15 protein-coding genes and 1 tRNA gene are annotated in these 13,830 nt (G+C 38.0%); 7 read left to right on the top strand and 9 right to left on the bottom strand.

Annotation, left to right across the window (positions count from 1 at the left end):
* The 6 genes from IC572_RS00685 to chePep all read right to left on the bottom strand — a co-directional run bounded on the left by IC572_RS00685 (window position 1) and on the right by chePep (window position 6,562).
* The gene (locus IC572_RS00685) at window positions 1–1,146 is read right to left on the bottom strand and encodes a YbfB/YjiJ family MFS transporter (RefSeq protein ID WP_001263607.1); all 1,146 of its coding nucleotides are present in this window, start codon (window positions 1,144–1,146) and stop codon (window positions 1–3) included.
* A 504-nt stretch (window positions 1,147–1,650) separates the two neighbouring features.
* The gene (locus IC572_RS00680) at window positions 1,651–2,406 is read right to left on the bottom strand and encodes a HugZ family heme oxygenase (protein WP_187854720.1); all 756 of its coding nucleotides are present in this window, start codon (window positions 2,404–2,406) and stop codon (window positions 1,651–1,653) included.
* 60 nt (window positions 2,407–2,466) lie between these two features.
* Window positions 2,467–4,092 (bottom strand): arginine--tRNA ligase, encoded by a 1,626-nt coding sequence (gene argS, locus IC572_RS00675; RefSeq protein ID WP_187854719.1) that lies wholly within the window; start codon window positions 4,090–4,092, stop codon window positions 2,467–2,469.
* Between the two features lie 2 nt (window positions 4,093–4,094).
* Window positions 4,095–4,334: a twin-arginine translocase TatA/TatE family subunit gene (gene tatA / locus IC572_RS00670; protein ID WP_000508590.1), complete on the bottom strand. Its 240-nt coding sequence runs from the start codon at window positions 4,332–4,334 to the stop codon at window positions 4,095–4,097.
* A 70-nt stretch (window positions 4,335–4,404) separates the two neighbouring features.
* Window positions 4,405–5,025, bottom strand: a complete 621-nt coding sequence (gene gmk / locus IC572_RS00665; RefSeq protein ID WP_000551231.1) for a guanylate kinase — start codon at window positions 5,023–5,025, stop codon at window positions 4,405–4,407.
* On the bottom strand, window positions 5,018–6,562 hold the full coding sequence (gene chePep, locus IC572_RS00660) for a chemotaxis regulatory protein ChePep (RefSeq protein ID WP_187854718.1): 1,545 nt from the start codon (window positions 6,560–6,562) through the stop codon (window positions 5,018–5,020). Before chePep ends, gmk begins: the two co-directional genes overlap by 8 nt.
* Before the next feature lie 142 nt (window positions 6,563–6,704).
* On the opposite strand from chePep, the gene IC572_RS00655 reads away from it, so the two are divergent.
* Complete coding sequence (locus IC572_RS00655; protein ID WP_000932500.1) at window positions 6,705–7,247, top strand: phospholipase D-like domain-containing protein; 543 nt, start codon at window positions 6,705–6,707, stop codon at window positions 7,245–7,247.
* A gap of 7 nt (window positions 7,248–7,254) precedes the next feature.
* On the opposite strand, the gene IC572_RS00650 is transcribed toward IC572_RS00655, so the two are convergent.
* Window positions 7,255–7,992 (bottom strand): outer membrane protein, encoded by a 738-nt coding sequence (locus IC572_RS00650; RefSeq protein ID WP_187854717.1) that lies wholly within the window; start codon window positions 7,990–7,992, stop codon window positions 7,255–7,257.
* A gap of 129 nt (window positions 7,993–8,121) precedes the next feature.
* On the opposite strand from IC572_RS00650, the gene flgH reads away from it, so the two are divergent.
* The 4 genes from flgH to pseH are packed head-to-tail and all read left to right on the top strand — an operon-like array spanning window position 8,122 to window position 10,932.
* Complete coding sequence (gene flgH / locus IC572_RS00645; RefSeq protein ID WP_187854716.1) at window positions 8,122–8,835, top strand: flagellar basal body L-ring protein FlgH; 714 nt, start codon at window positions 8,122–8,124, stop codon at window positions 8,833–8,835.
* Between the two features lie 17 nt (window positions 8,836–8,852).
* Window positions 8,853–9,536, top strand: coding sequence for a pseudaminic acid cytidylyltransferase (pseF, locus tag IC572_RS00640; RefSeq protein WP_187854715.1), 684 nt, complete (start codon window positions 8,853–8,855; stop codon window positions 9,534–9,536).
* Window positions 9,527–10,393 carry a CMP-N-acetylneuraminic acid synthetase gene (locus tag IC572_RS00635; RefSeq protein ID WP_232263297.1) on the top strand — a complete coding sequence of 289 codons (867 nt, stop codon included), beginning with the start codon at window positions 9,527–9,529 and terminating at the stop codon, window positions 10,391–10,393. Before pseF ends, IC572_RS00635 begins: the two co-directional genes overlap by 10 nt.
* Complete coding sequence (pseH, locus tag IC572_RS00630; RefSeq protein WP_187854714.1) at window positions 10,390–10,932, top strand: UDP-4-amino-4,6-dideoxy-N-acetyl-beta-L-altrosamine N-acetyltransferase; 543 nt, start codon at window positions 10,390–10,392, stop codon at window positions 10,930–10,932. Before IC572_RS00635 ends, pseH begins: the two co-directional genes overlap by 4 nt.
* Here the strand turns inward: pseH and IC572_RS00625 are convergent.
* Both IC572_RS00625 and IC572_RS00620 read right to left on the bottom strand, forming a co-directional pair.
* Complete coding sequence (locus IC572_RS00625; protein WP_187854713.1) at window positions 10,865–11,803, bottom strand: tetraacyldisaccharide 4'-kinase; 939 nt, start codon at window positions 11,801–11,803, stop codon at window positions 10,865–10,867. The genes pseH and IC572_RS00625 overlap by 68 nt on opposite strands.
* Window positions 11,800–12,582, bottom strand: coding sequence for an NAD+ synthase (locus tag IC572_RS00620; RefSeq protein ID WP_187854712.1), 783 nt, complete (start codon window positions 12,580–12,582; stop codon window positions 11,800–11,802). The genes IC572_RS00625 and IC572_RS00620 overlap by 4 nt, the downstream gene beginning before the upstream one ends.
* 84 nt (window positions 12,583–12,666) lie before the next feature.
* Here IC572_RS00620 and IC572_RS00615 point away from each other — a divergent pair.
* Both IC572_RS00615 and ilvC read left to right on the top strand, forming a co-directional pair.
* Window positions 12,667–12,743 (top strand) — tRNA-Arg (locus IC572_RS00615).
* 87 nt (window positions 12,744–12,830) lie between these two features.
* Entirely contained in the window at window positions 12,831–13,823 is a 993-nt protein-coding gene (gene ilvC / locus IC572_RS00610) for a ketol-acid reductoisomerase (RefSeq protein ID WP_187854711.1), read from the top strand.
* The last annotated feature ends 7 nt before the right edge of the window (window positions 13,824–13,830 follow it).

Below are 13,830 nucleotides of genomic sequence, written 5' to 3'. Positions count from 1 at the left end.
CTATTTATGGATAGCTGTTTGCATTTTGATAGGGAAAAGAACGATGAAGCTTAAAACCAAACACACCCCACAAATAACAAAAATCAAAACATAGCCCAAATCCCCTAAAAAGATCGTGAAAAGATACGAGAAAAGTGCTTGGAAAATGCCAAAAGAAAACACCACCCACGAAGACGCTTTAGCGAAATGCTTCGCGCCTGCAATTTTTAAAGCCATCATGCTGAATAAATTGATATTGGCGGTTGTGGCCGCTCCCATTATAAAGATACTTAAATTGAGTAAAGAGATTTGGTGGAAAAAAATGGGTAAAAAGCATGCGATGGATTTTAAAATGAGGATAAAGATATTGGCTTCTTTAGCCCCTAGCTTTTGAGCCATGGGGCCGCTGATTAAAGAGCCAAGCGTAGCGCCAAAGCCAAAAAACGCCCATGAAGTTCCAGCGATAGTGGGGGAGATATTTAAATGACGGATCAAATAATCCACCCAAAAAAGCGTGTGCGGTAAAAAACCAATCGCATTGAGCGCGCAAGAAATGAGCAATAACCACAAATGAAAGGGGATTTTAAACGCGCTTTCTTCTTTTTTAACGGATTTTTTCCTTAAAGAACGGGTTTTTAACCCCACTAAGGAAAGGATGAAGGCTATCAAACAACTGCCCCCTAAAAAAATCCATGCCCATTTGATATTATAAGAGCTGATCCAAGGCAGAACAAACCCGCTAAAGACAGATCCAATGCCTACAGCGCTAAAAATAAGCCCTCCCACTAAGGCTTTTTTATGTTCTTTGACATAGGGCAAAGAGAGAGGAGCGACTAAAATCATTAACGCGCTACTAGCCACACCGGCGATAAAACGCCAGATCCAAAGCCAAAAAAAAGGGATACTATCAAAATAACAGACTAAAAAACTCAAAGCGATTAAGCCAAAACTGATTTTAGCGATGCTTTCTAATGACATTAACGGGCTTAAAAATTGGATTAAAAAACTCCCAAAAACATAGCCCATTAACACCGCAATACCCAGTTGGAAGCTTTGGTGTGGGGTTAAACTCCCTGATAAAATGAGTAGGGGGATTAAAACCACATAGCCAAAACGAGCCAAGCCGTTAGACACAAAAACCCCTAAAAAGCAAACAAACACGCGCATTTTGATCCTTAACAAACGATAAATTATAAAAAAACAAGATTTTGTATTATATTGAAACTTGTTAATTGATAGCGCATAATAAAAGAAAGATAAGAATAAATTTTTAAGGAGCGTCCTTTTTATCAATACCCGTATTATTAAAGAGGCCCCACGATTGAATGAAAAAGAGTTGGCTATTAGCGTTATAGAGCTTGTGTCTAAAGCGCTTCATAAAAACAAAGGCTTCTACTAGAATAAGACTTCTTTGCGGTGGTTTTCATTGCTGAAACAGAGATTTAACTATGGGCTAGGCTTAAAAAGAGCATCACTGAATAGCATGAAAGCGTTTTTTTGTCATTTTGGAAAAATTTTGTCATTTTTTTGTTTTTGATGCTTTTTGTGTGGTGTTAGCTCATAAAAAGGCTTTTAGTATTTTTTAAGATTAAATACTAAAGAGCTTGATTTTGCCGTAATCTCTTTAAAAAGCACTCTTTTGGGGCGTTTGCCCCTTATGAGTGAGAAAGTTTATTTCTTGTGAGAGAAATTGTGCGGGTTGCCTTTATCCCCAACATAAGCGATTTTATCGCCTAAAATATCATAAGCTTGACCAAAGCCTTTCACAAAACGCCCTTCTTTGAAATCCAATGCGATCAAATGGAAATCTTGCATGGCGCGAATGGTTTTAATGCCCCCAGCGCCACCGGTTTTTTCAATGAAAGAATCAAACGCTTTGTCAAACTCCGCCCCTCTTTCAATAAAACGAGCGTGGGTTTTATAACGCAAGCGTTTTCTCAAAATAGCTGATTTAGCCTTGCTCTCGTCTTCTAAAAACATCACTTCCACATTGTGGGGGTTGTTTTTAAGGCCCGCAAAATGCTCAGCCACTTCGCTCACATAAATGTAGTATTGTTTGCCATCGCTCATTAAAGGTGCATAAGAGCATACCACATGCCCATTAGGGTGTAAGGTCGCTAAACAAACAGAATCAAAGCTTCCTTTAAAGGCTTTAACTTCTTCTTCCACGCCTTTTAAATCATGGGTTTTTTCCACGCTTTGGCACAATTCAATGATAGCGTTTTTGTAGTCTTTGGGGTCTTTAACTTCGTGGTTAAATTCAATCCTTAAGGTTTGATTGTTATTGTAACCAATCACAATGCCTTGAGGATCCACGCTTTTAAAGGCGACATTTTCAGCGTGATGGACTTGCCCGAATTTTTTCAACAAACCTTTCATGTCTTCTACATGGTGAGCGTTCATGTGTTCTATAATACGATTAAGCAAAATATTCTCCTTATTTTCAAAAAATAAGGGGAATGTTATAACAAAAAATTAAATATTAGCTTAATCTTTAGCGGAAATTTTGGTTTTGATTTCTATGCCTAAAAGTTTGAAAGCGTTGCTTAAGCTCAAACTCACCATTAAACAAATTTTTAAAAGCTCTTTCGCTTTAGGGGTGTCTAAGATTTTGCCAGCGTTATAGAAGCGGTGGAATTCTGAGGCGAGGGTTTTTGCGTATTCGCACATTTTTTGCAAGCCGTATTCTTCAAAAGAAGATTCAATTGCTTTAGGCAAGCTTAAAGCGCTAAAAAGCAGGTATTTTTCTTCGGCGTTTAAATTTTTTAAAGGGGTTTGCAAGATCTCTTCTTTAGAAAAGGGGGATTTTTCTAGCATGGTGTGGATGCGCGAATTAGCGTAATGGATATAATAAATAGGGTTTGAGCTGTCTTGCTTTTTTAAGGTATTGACATCAAATTCTAAATGGGTGTCAAGCCGTTTGCTCAAAAAAATAAACCTTAAAGCATCTTTACCCACATCATCAATCACATCTTTAATCAAAATAAAATTACCCGCTCTTTTACTCATCTTGTAAGGCTCGTTGTCTTTGAGCAAGCGCACCATTTGAGCGAGTAAGACTTCAAGCTTGTTGGAATCATAGCCCAAAAACTCAAGGCTGGCTTTCACTCTAGCGATATAGCCGTGGTGGTCTGCCCCCCAAATGTTGATGTATTTGGTATAATCTTGCTTGAATTTTTCATCATGATAGACAACATCGCCGGTTAGATAAGTGTAGCTTTTATCTTCTTTAATGAGCACCCGATCGCTTTCATCTTGGTAGAGTGAAGATTTGATCCAGATTTTAGAATCCTTTTCATAAAGGGCGTTCGCTTTTTCTAATCGTTCAAACACCGCATCTTTATGTTTAAAAATTTCTCTTTCGCTCGCATAAGAATCAAAATGAATGCCTAAAGCGTCTAAATTATCCTTAATTTCTAAAAGCATTAAATCTTTAGCGTAGCCGCTTAAAACTTCAATAATCGTCTCTTCGTTTTCTTTGAAAAGGCTTGGCTCTAAATCGTTGTTCGCCTTTTTAGCGATTTCTATGATGTATTCGCCTTTGTAAAAGACTTCTGGGTAAGTTACGCTTTCTTTTAAAACATGCTCTCTGTAAGCGAGCCATACCGAAAGCCCTAACAAGCGGATTTGAGATCCCATGTCATTGACATAATACTCGCACAAAACTTCATGCCCTAAAAAGCGAGCGATTTTAGCCAAACTATCGCCAAACACCGCCCCTCTAGCATGCCCTATGTGTAAAGGCCCTGTGGGGTTAGCGCTCACAAATTCTAAAAAGATTTTTTGAGAATGTTCGTTTTTAACTTGAGAGCCAAATCGTTCTTTTAATTCTAAAGCCTTTTGGGTGAAACGCTCTAAAAAATCTAAAGAAAGCGTGAAATTGATATAGCCCTTACAAGCCACTACGCTGTCAAAAAACCCTTGAGTTTTTTCGTGCGTGCTGATTTTAAGGGCTAACTCTTCAGCAATAGCTAAGGGCGATTTTTTAAAAACTTTGGCGAGGTTGAAAGCAATGGGCGTAGCGTAATGCCCATGCTCTCTGTCTTTAGGGTATTCAATAATGACTTCAGCTTCTAAAATTTCTTCTAAAACGCCCTTAATGAGAGTGTGCATGTTCAACTTTCTTGTTTGCTTTTAATTTCGCTAGTTTCATGCACTTTGGTTTGCGTTGCTTGAGCGTCTAGGGTTTTTGGCTCGTTTTTAGCCTCTTCTTCATCGTCTTTCACGGCTTTTTTGAAATTCTTAATCCCACTGCCTAAACCTTTAGCCAACTCTGGGATCTTTTTAGCCCCAAATAACAACACAATCACTAATAAAACAATGACCCAATGCCATATGCTTGTGAATCCGCCCATATTTTACTCCTTAATTTATTGGTTGGTTTTTATTTGAATTATAGCTTTTTTAAAAAATAATTGATAGGTTTTATAAGGATTCGTTTTTCCAGGCCTTGCATATTTTTTCAAAATTAAACGCTTTTAAGCGATAGACTAAAGTTTTTGCGATGCTTAAGATGATTTCTTTGGATTTTTCTAAATCTTCATTGATGATGAGGTAATCAAAGCTCTCCAAGCACTGCATTTCTTTATAAGCGTTGATCAAGCGCTTTTCTATCGTCTCTTTAGAATCCGTCCCCCTTAAAAGCAAGCGCTCTTTTAAAATCTCTTGGTTTTTGGTGCTAATAAAGACTGAGCATGCGTTAGGGTAATGCTTTTTAAGGATTTCATGCCCTTGCACATCAATATCAAAAATGACGATTTTGCCCTCTTTTAAGGCTTTTTCTACAGGGATTTTAGAGGTGCCATAATAGTGGTTATGCACGATCGCCCATTCTAAAAACTGCCCTTTTTCTATGCCTTGTTTGAACTCTTCTTCGCTGACAAAATTATAATGCAAGCCATCAACTTCGCCCTCTCTGGGTTTTCGTGTGGTGGTGGAAAGGGAAAAATGGGTTTTTGGGATTTTTTCTTGCAAATACTTTGTAAGGGTGCTTTTACCCGCTCCGCTAGGGCCTGAAAGGATGAGTAAATTAAAATCATTATGCATTAGGTTTTTTATCCTCTAAAGTGATTTTAATGCTTAAGGTTTTGTTTTCTAAAAGGCTTTTTAAGGACTCTTGATTCAGGCTCTTTAATAAATCCTGCAAATTCAAGTGCAATTCTAGGGGGCTGGAAGTTTTATCGCTTTCTTCTTTTTCTTGCGGTGTTTCTGTGGCGTTTTCATTCTTGGAGATTTCTGTAACACTCTCTTTAGGGGTTTCTGTGTCGTTCTCATTATTAGGAGTTTTTGCAACGGCTTCATTCAAAAAGGGCAATTCTTCCCCCATCGCTTTAGCCATCACCGGCTCAGGAATGTCTTCAATGCTTTCGTAATGGTCTTCTTGGGTTTTGGGCGTTTCTTTTTCTTGCACTTGGGTTTTTTCGGTAACAACTTCTTGGGTTTCTTCTTGTGGGGTTTCTTTTTCTTGTGCTTGGGGGATTTCTAATTCTTGCGGTGTTTCTGCGATTTCTTGTTTTTCTAACTCGTGTGCTTGGGTTTCTTGGAGAGCTTCTGCGCTTTCTTGCGTTTTTTCTTTAGGAATTTCTAATTCTTGCGCTTGGGTTTTTTCGGTAACAACTTCTTGGATTTCTTTATCTTGTGGAATTTCTGCGTTTTCTTGCGTTTCTTTTTTATCCTCGTTAGAGTTTTCTTGGATTTCTTTGACTAATTCTTGCATGGCCTCTAATTCTTGAGTGCTTGGGGAATCTTGTGTTTTTTCTTGTTTTTCCTCCTTATTTTCTTGCATTTCTTCTTTGATTGGCTCTTGTTCTTGCGTTTCTTCTTTGATCTCTTCCTTAACTTCTTTTTGCGTTTCTTCTTTGGGGATTTCTAATTTTTCTTGCGTTTCTAATTCTTTAGAAACTTCTTCATCTTTGGGGGTTTCAACGCTCCCTTGCGTTTCATCATCTTTGGGCTTTTCTTCATCTTGGGGGTTTTCTGCAACTTCTTGTTTTTCTTTTTCTTTAATTTCTTCTTGCATTTCTTTAACTTCTTCTTTTTTAACCTCTTCTTGCGTTTCTTCTTTAGGGGTTTCTACTTCTTGCGCATCTAAAGTGGGGAGTAACTGCTCTTCATTATTAGACTCTTCTTTGGCTAGGGCTTCTAAATCGCCTAGATTTTCCAACTCATCCCAATTGGTTTCTAAAATTTCTTGAGTTGGGTCTAAATTCTGGCTAGGCTCTAGCTCGCTCATGTCAGAACCAAGCTTTTTTTGAAGGATTTTTAAAACTTCAGTGGGTAAAAAAGGCTTTTTGATTTTCATCTCAAAGCCCTCTAAAAAGGGCTGCGATTCATTGCCTTTTTTATACATGCACACGCTGTTTTTATTTTGAGAGATGGTTTCTTTTAACTCTAGCCAATCCACTTGATCTAGTTTTTCCAAACATTCATCATCGGCTATCAAAAGCCATTCTGGATCTTTTTTAAGGCGTGCGGACAGCTCTTGGTAGTGGTTAAAATTTTCTATAGATAATTCCAATTTCTTAGAGACACTCTCAAGCAGTTTTGCAATCATGGGGTTTTGGTTGAATAGAATCATTTTCATTTTAGGGACTCCTTATTTTATTAAGAAACGCTTCTTTAAGCCTATCCATTTTTATCGCTTTTTTTAAATCTTTTATTATAATCAAAAATCCACTTGGTTGGTTATTTTTATCATGAGTGTAATTTAAAATAAGGATCATTTGATGTTAAACAAGTTTAAAAAAATTGTTGGCGTGGGTGTGTTAGTGGGCTGTTTAGGGGTTTTGCAAGCTAAAAACAGCTTATTTGTCTTACCTTATGAGCAAAGAGAGGCTTTGAATGCTTTAGTTTCTGGGATTAGTAACGCTAGAGAGAGCGTGAAAATCGCTATTTATAGTTTCACGCACAGAGATATTGCAAGAGCCATTAAAAGCGTAGCGAGTAGGGGGATTAAGGTGCAAATCATTTATGATTATGAAAGCAATCATAATAACAAGCAATCCACTATTGGCTATTTGGACAAATACCCTAACACGAAAGTGTGCTTATTGAAAGGGCTTAAGGCTAAAAACGGGAATTATTACGGCATCATGCACCAAAAAGTAGCGATCATTGATGATAAGATCGTGTTTTTAGGCTCAGCGAATTGGAGCAAAAACGCTTTTGAAAACAATTACGAAGTGCTTTTAAAAACCGATGACACAGAGACAATTCTCAAAGCCAAGAGCTATTATCAAAAAATGTTAGGGAGTTGCGTTGGGTTTTAAAAGCCCTTTAGAAGTGATAATTATACCCCACATAAAAGGCAAAGACCCTACGCATTTGAACCTTGAGCGCATCAGTGGTGTAGTATTTGTTATTAATGGTGGGGAATTTAAAACCGATTTCAAATTCATGTTCATCTACAAATAAAGCCTTGAGGCCAAAGTTAAAGAGGAATTGAAAAGAGGTGTTATCAACCGCACTGCTGTTAGTGATGCCTAACAATTCCTGCCCTTTACTGCCAATATACCAGCTATTCCCCGCAATCGCAATCCCCCCAAAAACGCCAATATCCACGCTAATATCATCTTGATAGAAACTCCCTTGGAAGAAATTCCACACCGCATCCACGCCCACGCCATAAGTGATCATGTTATTGCCGCCATAATAGCCTTTAGGGTATCTCATGCCATAGCCTTGCCAATCTAAAAAAGCAAAATAGCGCAAGCCCAAGATTTTATCCGGATGGAAAAAGTGGTTATAGCCCATGACTAATCCAATCCCATTAGATCCCATGTTGGTGAGTTTTCTAACGCTATTAACGCTAGTTATGATATTGGTGTAACCGGTTTGATAGTTAGTAACTTCTCTAACTTCATGGATATTAGTCATTAAATTGATAGAACCTGTTTGGTAATTGACTCCCATATACAAATTTTTTGTCCAAGAAGGCACTGCGCTTTCTTCTTTAGCTACTAAGGCGTGTGTTAGCAAGCTTGCACCAACTAACATTTTTAACAAGGTTCTCAATTTTATCTCCTGCAAGTTAAGTTTCATTATAAAGATCTAAATTTTACAACAACTTACTCAAAATTAAGCATTTATTCTTTATAAGAGAGTATAATCAAGGGCTTAAAATAACTCAAGTAAGGCTAGTGGATGAAAAAAGCGCTTTATTTAGGGGCTGTTGCGTTTAGCGTTGCATTCAGCATGGCATCAGCCAATGAGCCAAAAATTGATTTTAACCCTCCTAGTTATGTAGAAGAAACCCCCTCTAAAGAATTTATCCCTGAATTGAACAAGTTGGGGAGTTTGTTTGGGCAGGGTGAGCGTCCTTTATTTGCGGACAGGAGGGCGATGAAGCCTAACGATTTGATCACAATCATTGTTTCTGAGAAAGCGAGCGCGAATTATTCCAGCTCTAAAGATTATAAAAGCGCTTCAGGGGGTAATTCCACGCCACCAAGACTCACTTATAACGGGCTAGATGAAAGAAAGAGACAAGAAGCAGAGTATTTAGACGATAAGAATAATTACAATTTCACCAAATCCAGCAATAACACGAATTTTAAAGGCGGTGGCTCGCAAAAAAAGAGCGAAGATTTAGAGATCGTGTTGAGCGCTCGCATCATTAAGGTGCTAGAAAACGGGAATTACTTCATCTATGGGAATAAGGAAGTGCTAGTGGATGGGGAAAAGCAAATCCTCAAGGTGAGCGGGGTGATCCGCCCTTATGATATTGAAAGGAATAACACCATCCAATCCAAGTTTTTAGCCGATGCTAAGATTGAATACACGAATTTAGGGCATTTGAGCGATTCCAATAAAAAGAAATTCGCTGCTGATGCGATGGAAACCCAAATGCCTTATTAAAAAGAGCAAAGCCTAGCATGAGAGCGATCGCTGTTGTTTTAGCCAGAAGTTCCAGTAAAAGGATCAAGAATAAAAACATTATTGATTTTTTCAATAAACCCATGCTCGCTTACCCTATTGAAACAGCACTAAATTCCAAGCTCTTTGAAAAGGTGTTTATCTCTAGCGATAGCATGGAGTATGTGAATTTAGCTAAAAATTATGGGGCGAGTTTTTTGAATTTGCGCCCTAAAATTTTAGCGGACGATAGAGCTACGACTTTAGAGGTGATGGCCTATCACATGAAAGAATTAGAATTAAAAGATGAAGATATTGCGTGTTGCTTGTATGGCACTTCAGCGCTTTTGCAAGAAAAGCATTTAAAAAACGCTTTTGAGGCTTTAAAAGAAAATACGGATTATGTTTTCACATGCTCTCCCTTTAGCGCTTCGCCCTATCGTTCTTTTAGCCTTGAAAACGGCGTTCAAATGGCTTTTAAAGAGCATTCAAACACGCGCACGCAAGATTTAAAAACGCTCTATCATGACGCAGGATTGTTTTATATGGGGAAGGCTCAAGCCTTTAAAGAAATGCGGCCTATTTTTAGTCCAAATTCCATCGCTTTAGAATTATCGCCCTTAGAAGTCCAAGACATTGACACTTTAGAAGATTTAGAATTAGCCAAGCTCAAATACAGCCGTTTGAAAAACGCATGCCAGTAAAAATTTTGTGCGATTCGTTTTTAACAAGCGGTTTAGGGCATGTGAGGCGTTGTGAAAAAATCCTTTCTTTTATAGAAAAATTAGGGGTTGAAGCAAGCCTTTATTTACACAAGCAAAATAATATAAGCGCTTTTTTAGAGGGCTTTGGCAATGATGATTTGTTGATTGCAGACAGCTATCGTTTAAATTCAAAGGATTTTTATCTTTTAAAAGAAAAAGCCAAAAGCCTTATGGTGATAGAAGATGAAGAGCATGCTAAGGGGTTTTACCCTAAAAATACCAAGATCATGAATTTCACGCTGAACGCTTTAAAACACTATAACCATGCGTCTAAAGATCATTATTTGGGGGTGGGGTTTTACCCTGTTGATACTCGCTTTGTCTATGAGCGCCCCTTAAATACAGAAAATAAAGAAGTGCTAATCACTTTAGGGGGGAGCGAGCAAAAAACGCTCAAAGAGATAGTCAAAATTTTAGAAAATAAGGGCATGCATTTGCATATCATTTCACCTTATACGCCTAAAAATCCTCCCAAGAACACGCATTATTACAGCCCTTTAAACCCTTTGGAGTTCAGTTCTTTGATGAAATTTTGCGCTTGCGCCATTAGCGCTGCGGGTCAAACCCTCTATGAATTGGCCCTTTCTCAAACGCCCTCTCTTATCCTTCCTATCGCTTCTAATCAAATCCTTCAAAGCAAGGAATTTGAAAGCTTGGGTATTTTCAAACAAACGAGTTTAAAAACTCTAGCTAAAGATTTTGAAAAATTACAAATTCAAAAAAATCAAGCCTGGGCAAAAAACCTGGCCTTTGGGAGTGAGCTAGAGGGTGCATTAAGGGAGTTTTTAGAAATTTGAAAAAAAATTATTCTTATGGAAATACCCAAGCGATTGATTTTATCCATTTAAACGATGAAGAAAAATTGTTGGTTTTAGAGTTTCGTAACCACCCAAACACTGCCTTATGGATGTATAGCGCTAATATTTCTTTAAAAACGCATTTGCAATTCATAGAAGATTTAAAAAATTCGCCTAACCACCGCTATTTTTTGTTTAAAGAAGAGAGCGTTTATTTGGGGGTTGGTTCTATCACTAAAATCAATTTTTTTCATAAGCATGGGTATTTGGGGATTTATAAAAACCCTTTTTTGAAAAATAAGGGAGAAACGATTTTAAAAGCTTTAGAATGCATCGCTTTTGAAGAGCTTCAATTGCATTCTTTGCACTTAGAAGTGATGGAAAACAATTTCAAAGCGATCGCTTTTTATGAAAAAAACCATTATGAGTTAGAGGGGCGTTTGAAAGGCTTTATCTTTAAAGAAAAGGAATTTATAGACGTTCTTTTGTATTACAAGGATAAGAAAGGATATAATGATCAATCTTCTCTAAAATTTTAGGATCAATTTCTAGTTTTAAATCCAGCACGCTTAAAGGCAAGTTGCAATCTTGTAATTTGACGAGATCTTTTGAAGTAACCAATAAGGAAGTGGCGCTATTTTGATAAAACTCTTTTTCCAAAAGCTCCAAATCAAAAAGGGCATGGTCTCTAAAATACAATTTTTTAACCACTTCTTTGGGTAAAAACGCATCAAGCCTGCTGGGATTAGCGATAGCCGTTACTAAAAGCATGCGTTTGGTGGGGTGGGCGATAGAGGTGATTCTTTGATAATCCTTATCTTCGGTAATGACTAAATGGGCTTCTTTATAGCTTTTGATGCTTTCTCTATACAACCCGCTAGGCAAACAAAAAGGGTAGTAGGGGGGGACTTTAGGCTTTAAAAGCAAATTGAATTGGTTGAAATTAAACCTAAAACCATCGTCTAAAAACACGATCTTTGCCCCTAATTCAAGGGCTTTTAAAACGCCTAACTCTCTTTTTTCGCTCACAATCACGCTCGCTTGTTTTAGATTTAAGGCTAAAAGATAGGCTTCATCGCCCGCTGTTTTTTGAGGAACTAAAATGTTTCCTTTAACGCTCACCACCACTAAGCCTTTAGAATCCCGTTGATACCCCCTAGAAACAACCGCCACTTCTTGGTATCTTGGAGCGATTTCTAAAATAAAGGGCGTTTTACCGCTCCCCCCAGCGATGAGGTTGCCTATACTGATAATGGGGATTTTAAAATCATGTTTTTTAGCGGTTTTTCGTTTAAGGGTGGCGATGCCTTGATAGATCAAAGAAAAAGGATAGAGCGCGAAAATCAACCCCTTTTGTAGGAGAGTGGGGTCATAAAAATAGCGCTCTAAAAAGGGTTTATCGCTTTTCATTTAGGGTTAAATCGTTTGGCGATAGTGGGTAATTCCAATTTAAAAGCGTTTTTTTGGATACGGCTTGTGATGTTTTTTACTAAAATTTCATCATGGCCTAATTGAGTGAGCGCTTCTGCATCAATGGGCTTGTTTTTGAACAACGCTTCAATATCTTTTAATAAAGGATCGATCACGCTATAAGGATAGCCTAAATCCTTTTCATCGCTTTGCCCTACAAATAAATCCGCGCTAGGGGGCTTATTTAAAATCTTTTTAGGGATATTTAAATGGCAAGCGAGTTCATAAACTTCGGTTTTAAATAATTCCCCAATCGGGTTAATCGCGCACGCCAAATCCCCAAATAAAGTGCCATAACCCAACATTCTTTCACTTTTATTGCTCGTGCCAATGACTAAAGAATCGCTTTTTAAAGAATAGTCGTATAAAAAAGCCATGCGTAATCTTGCGCAAAAATTCCCCTTTCTAGTAAGGCTTGCATCTTTAAAATGAGAGCCAAAAATTTTATCATAGGGAGCGATAGAATATTCTGTATAAGGGATAGAAAATTTTTCGCACAAATTTAAAGCGTCTGTTTTACTTTCTGGCATAGAGACTGAAGAGGGCATTAAAAGGGCATGGGCGTTTTCTTTAAAAACCTTTTGGCACAGCACCCCAACGACCGCGCTATCTAGCCCCCCACTCAGCCCGTAAACGACTTTTTTAAAGCCTTTTTTTTGAACTTCTTTTTCTAAAAAATCGCATAAATAAACGATGAGTTTTTGGTAATCTTTTTGCATGCCTTAAATTATAATAGAAAAAACGCATCGTTTAAGTGAAAAATTAGCTTTTATTGCTATAATCATCGTTTCACTTCTTTAAAAGTGCTCGTAGCTCAGCTGAATAGAGCAACAGGTTGCGGTCCTGTAGGTCGGGGGTTTGAATCCCTCCGAGCACACCATTTCTTAATATTCTGCATGTTTTTAAACATTATCGCTCCCATTATGGTAAAATAAATACTTGCTTAAACACGCTAGGAGATTTGATTTTGGCATTACCCGTTTATTATGATAAAGACATTGATTTAGGCGTTATCCAATCCTTACAAGTGGGCATTATTGGCTATGGCGCGCAAGGAGAAGCCCAAGCGCTCAATTTGAGGGACTCTAAAGTAAAAGTGCGTATTGGCTTGTATCAAGGGAGTTTGAGCGCTTTAAAAGCAAAAAAAGAGGGTTTTGAAGTGCTGGGAGTCAAGGAGTTAGTCCAACAATCTGATGTGATCATGGCACTACTCCCAGATGAATTGCATAAGGAAGTGTTAGAAAAAGAAGTGATCCCTTTTTTAAAAGAGGGGCAGATTGTAGGCTTTGCTCATGGTTTTAGTGTGCATTTCAATCAGGTTGTTCTCCCAAAAGGCGTGGGCGCGATTTTAGTTGCGCCAAAAGGGCCAGGGAGCGCTTTAAGAGAAGAATACCTTAAAAATAAGGGCTTATACCATTTGATCGCCATAGAGCAAGAAAGTTCAAAAAATAACGCTAAAGCGGTGGCTTTAAGCTACGCTAAAGCGATGGGTGGGGGGAGAATGGGGGTTTTAGAAACGAGCTTTAAAGAAGAATGCGAGAGCGATTTATTTGGCGAGCAAGCGGTTTTGTGCGGGGGGTTAGAAGCGGTTGTGAGAATGGGGTTTGAAACCTTGATCAAGGCAGGATATCCTGAAGAATTAGCCTATTTTGAATGCGTGCATGAAGTGAAATTAGTGGCGGATTTATTGCATCATAAGGGGGTAGAGGGCTTAAGGAAACACATTTCTAACACCGCTGAATTTGGGGCGATTAAACATAGAGAGCCTATGGGAAATCTGCTAAAAAAACGCATGCAAAAAATCTTAAAAAAGATTCAAAACGGCTCATTCGCTAAAGATTTTTTACTAGAAAAGAGCTTGAATTACCCTAGGCTAAACACAGAGAGGAAAGCCCTTAAAGAGACTAAAATAGAACAAATTGGGGAAATTTTACGCGCCCCATTCAATTATAAAAAATAAATCATTA

It is taken from the genome of Helicobacter pylori (genome assembly GCF_014496485.1).
Taxonomy (GTDB): Bacteria; Campylobacterota; Campylobacteria; order Campylobacterales; family Helicobacteraceae; genus Helicobacter; species Helicobacter pylori_DD.
The sequence above is the reverse complement of the archived record's forward strand: the minus strand, read 5'-3'. Positions and strand labels throughout refer to the sequence as shown.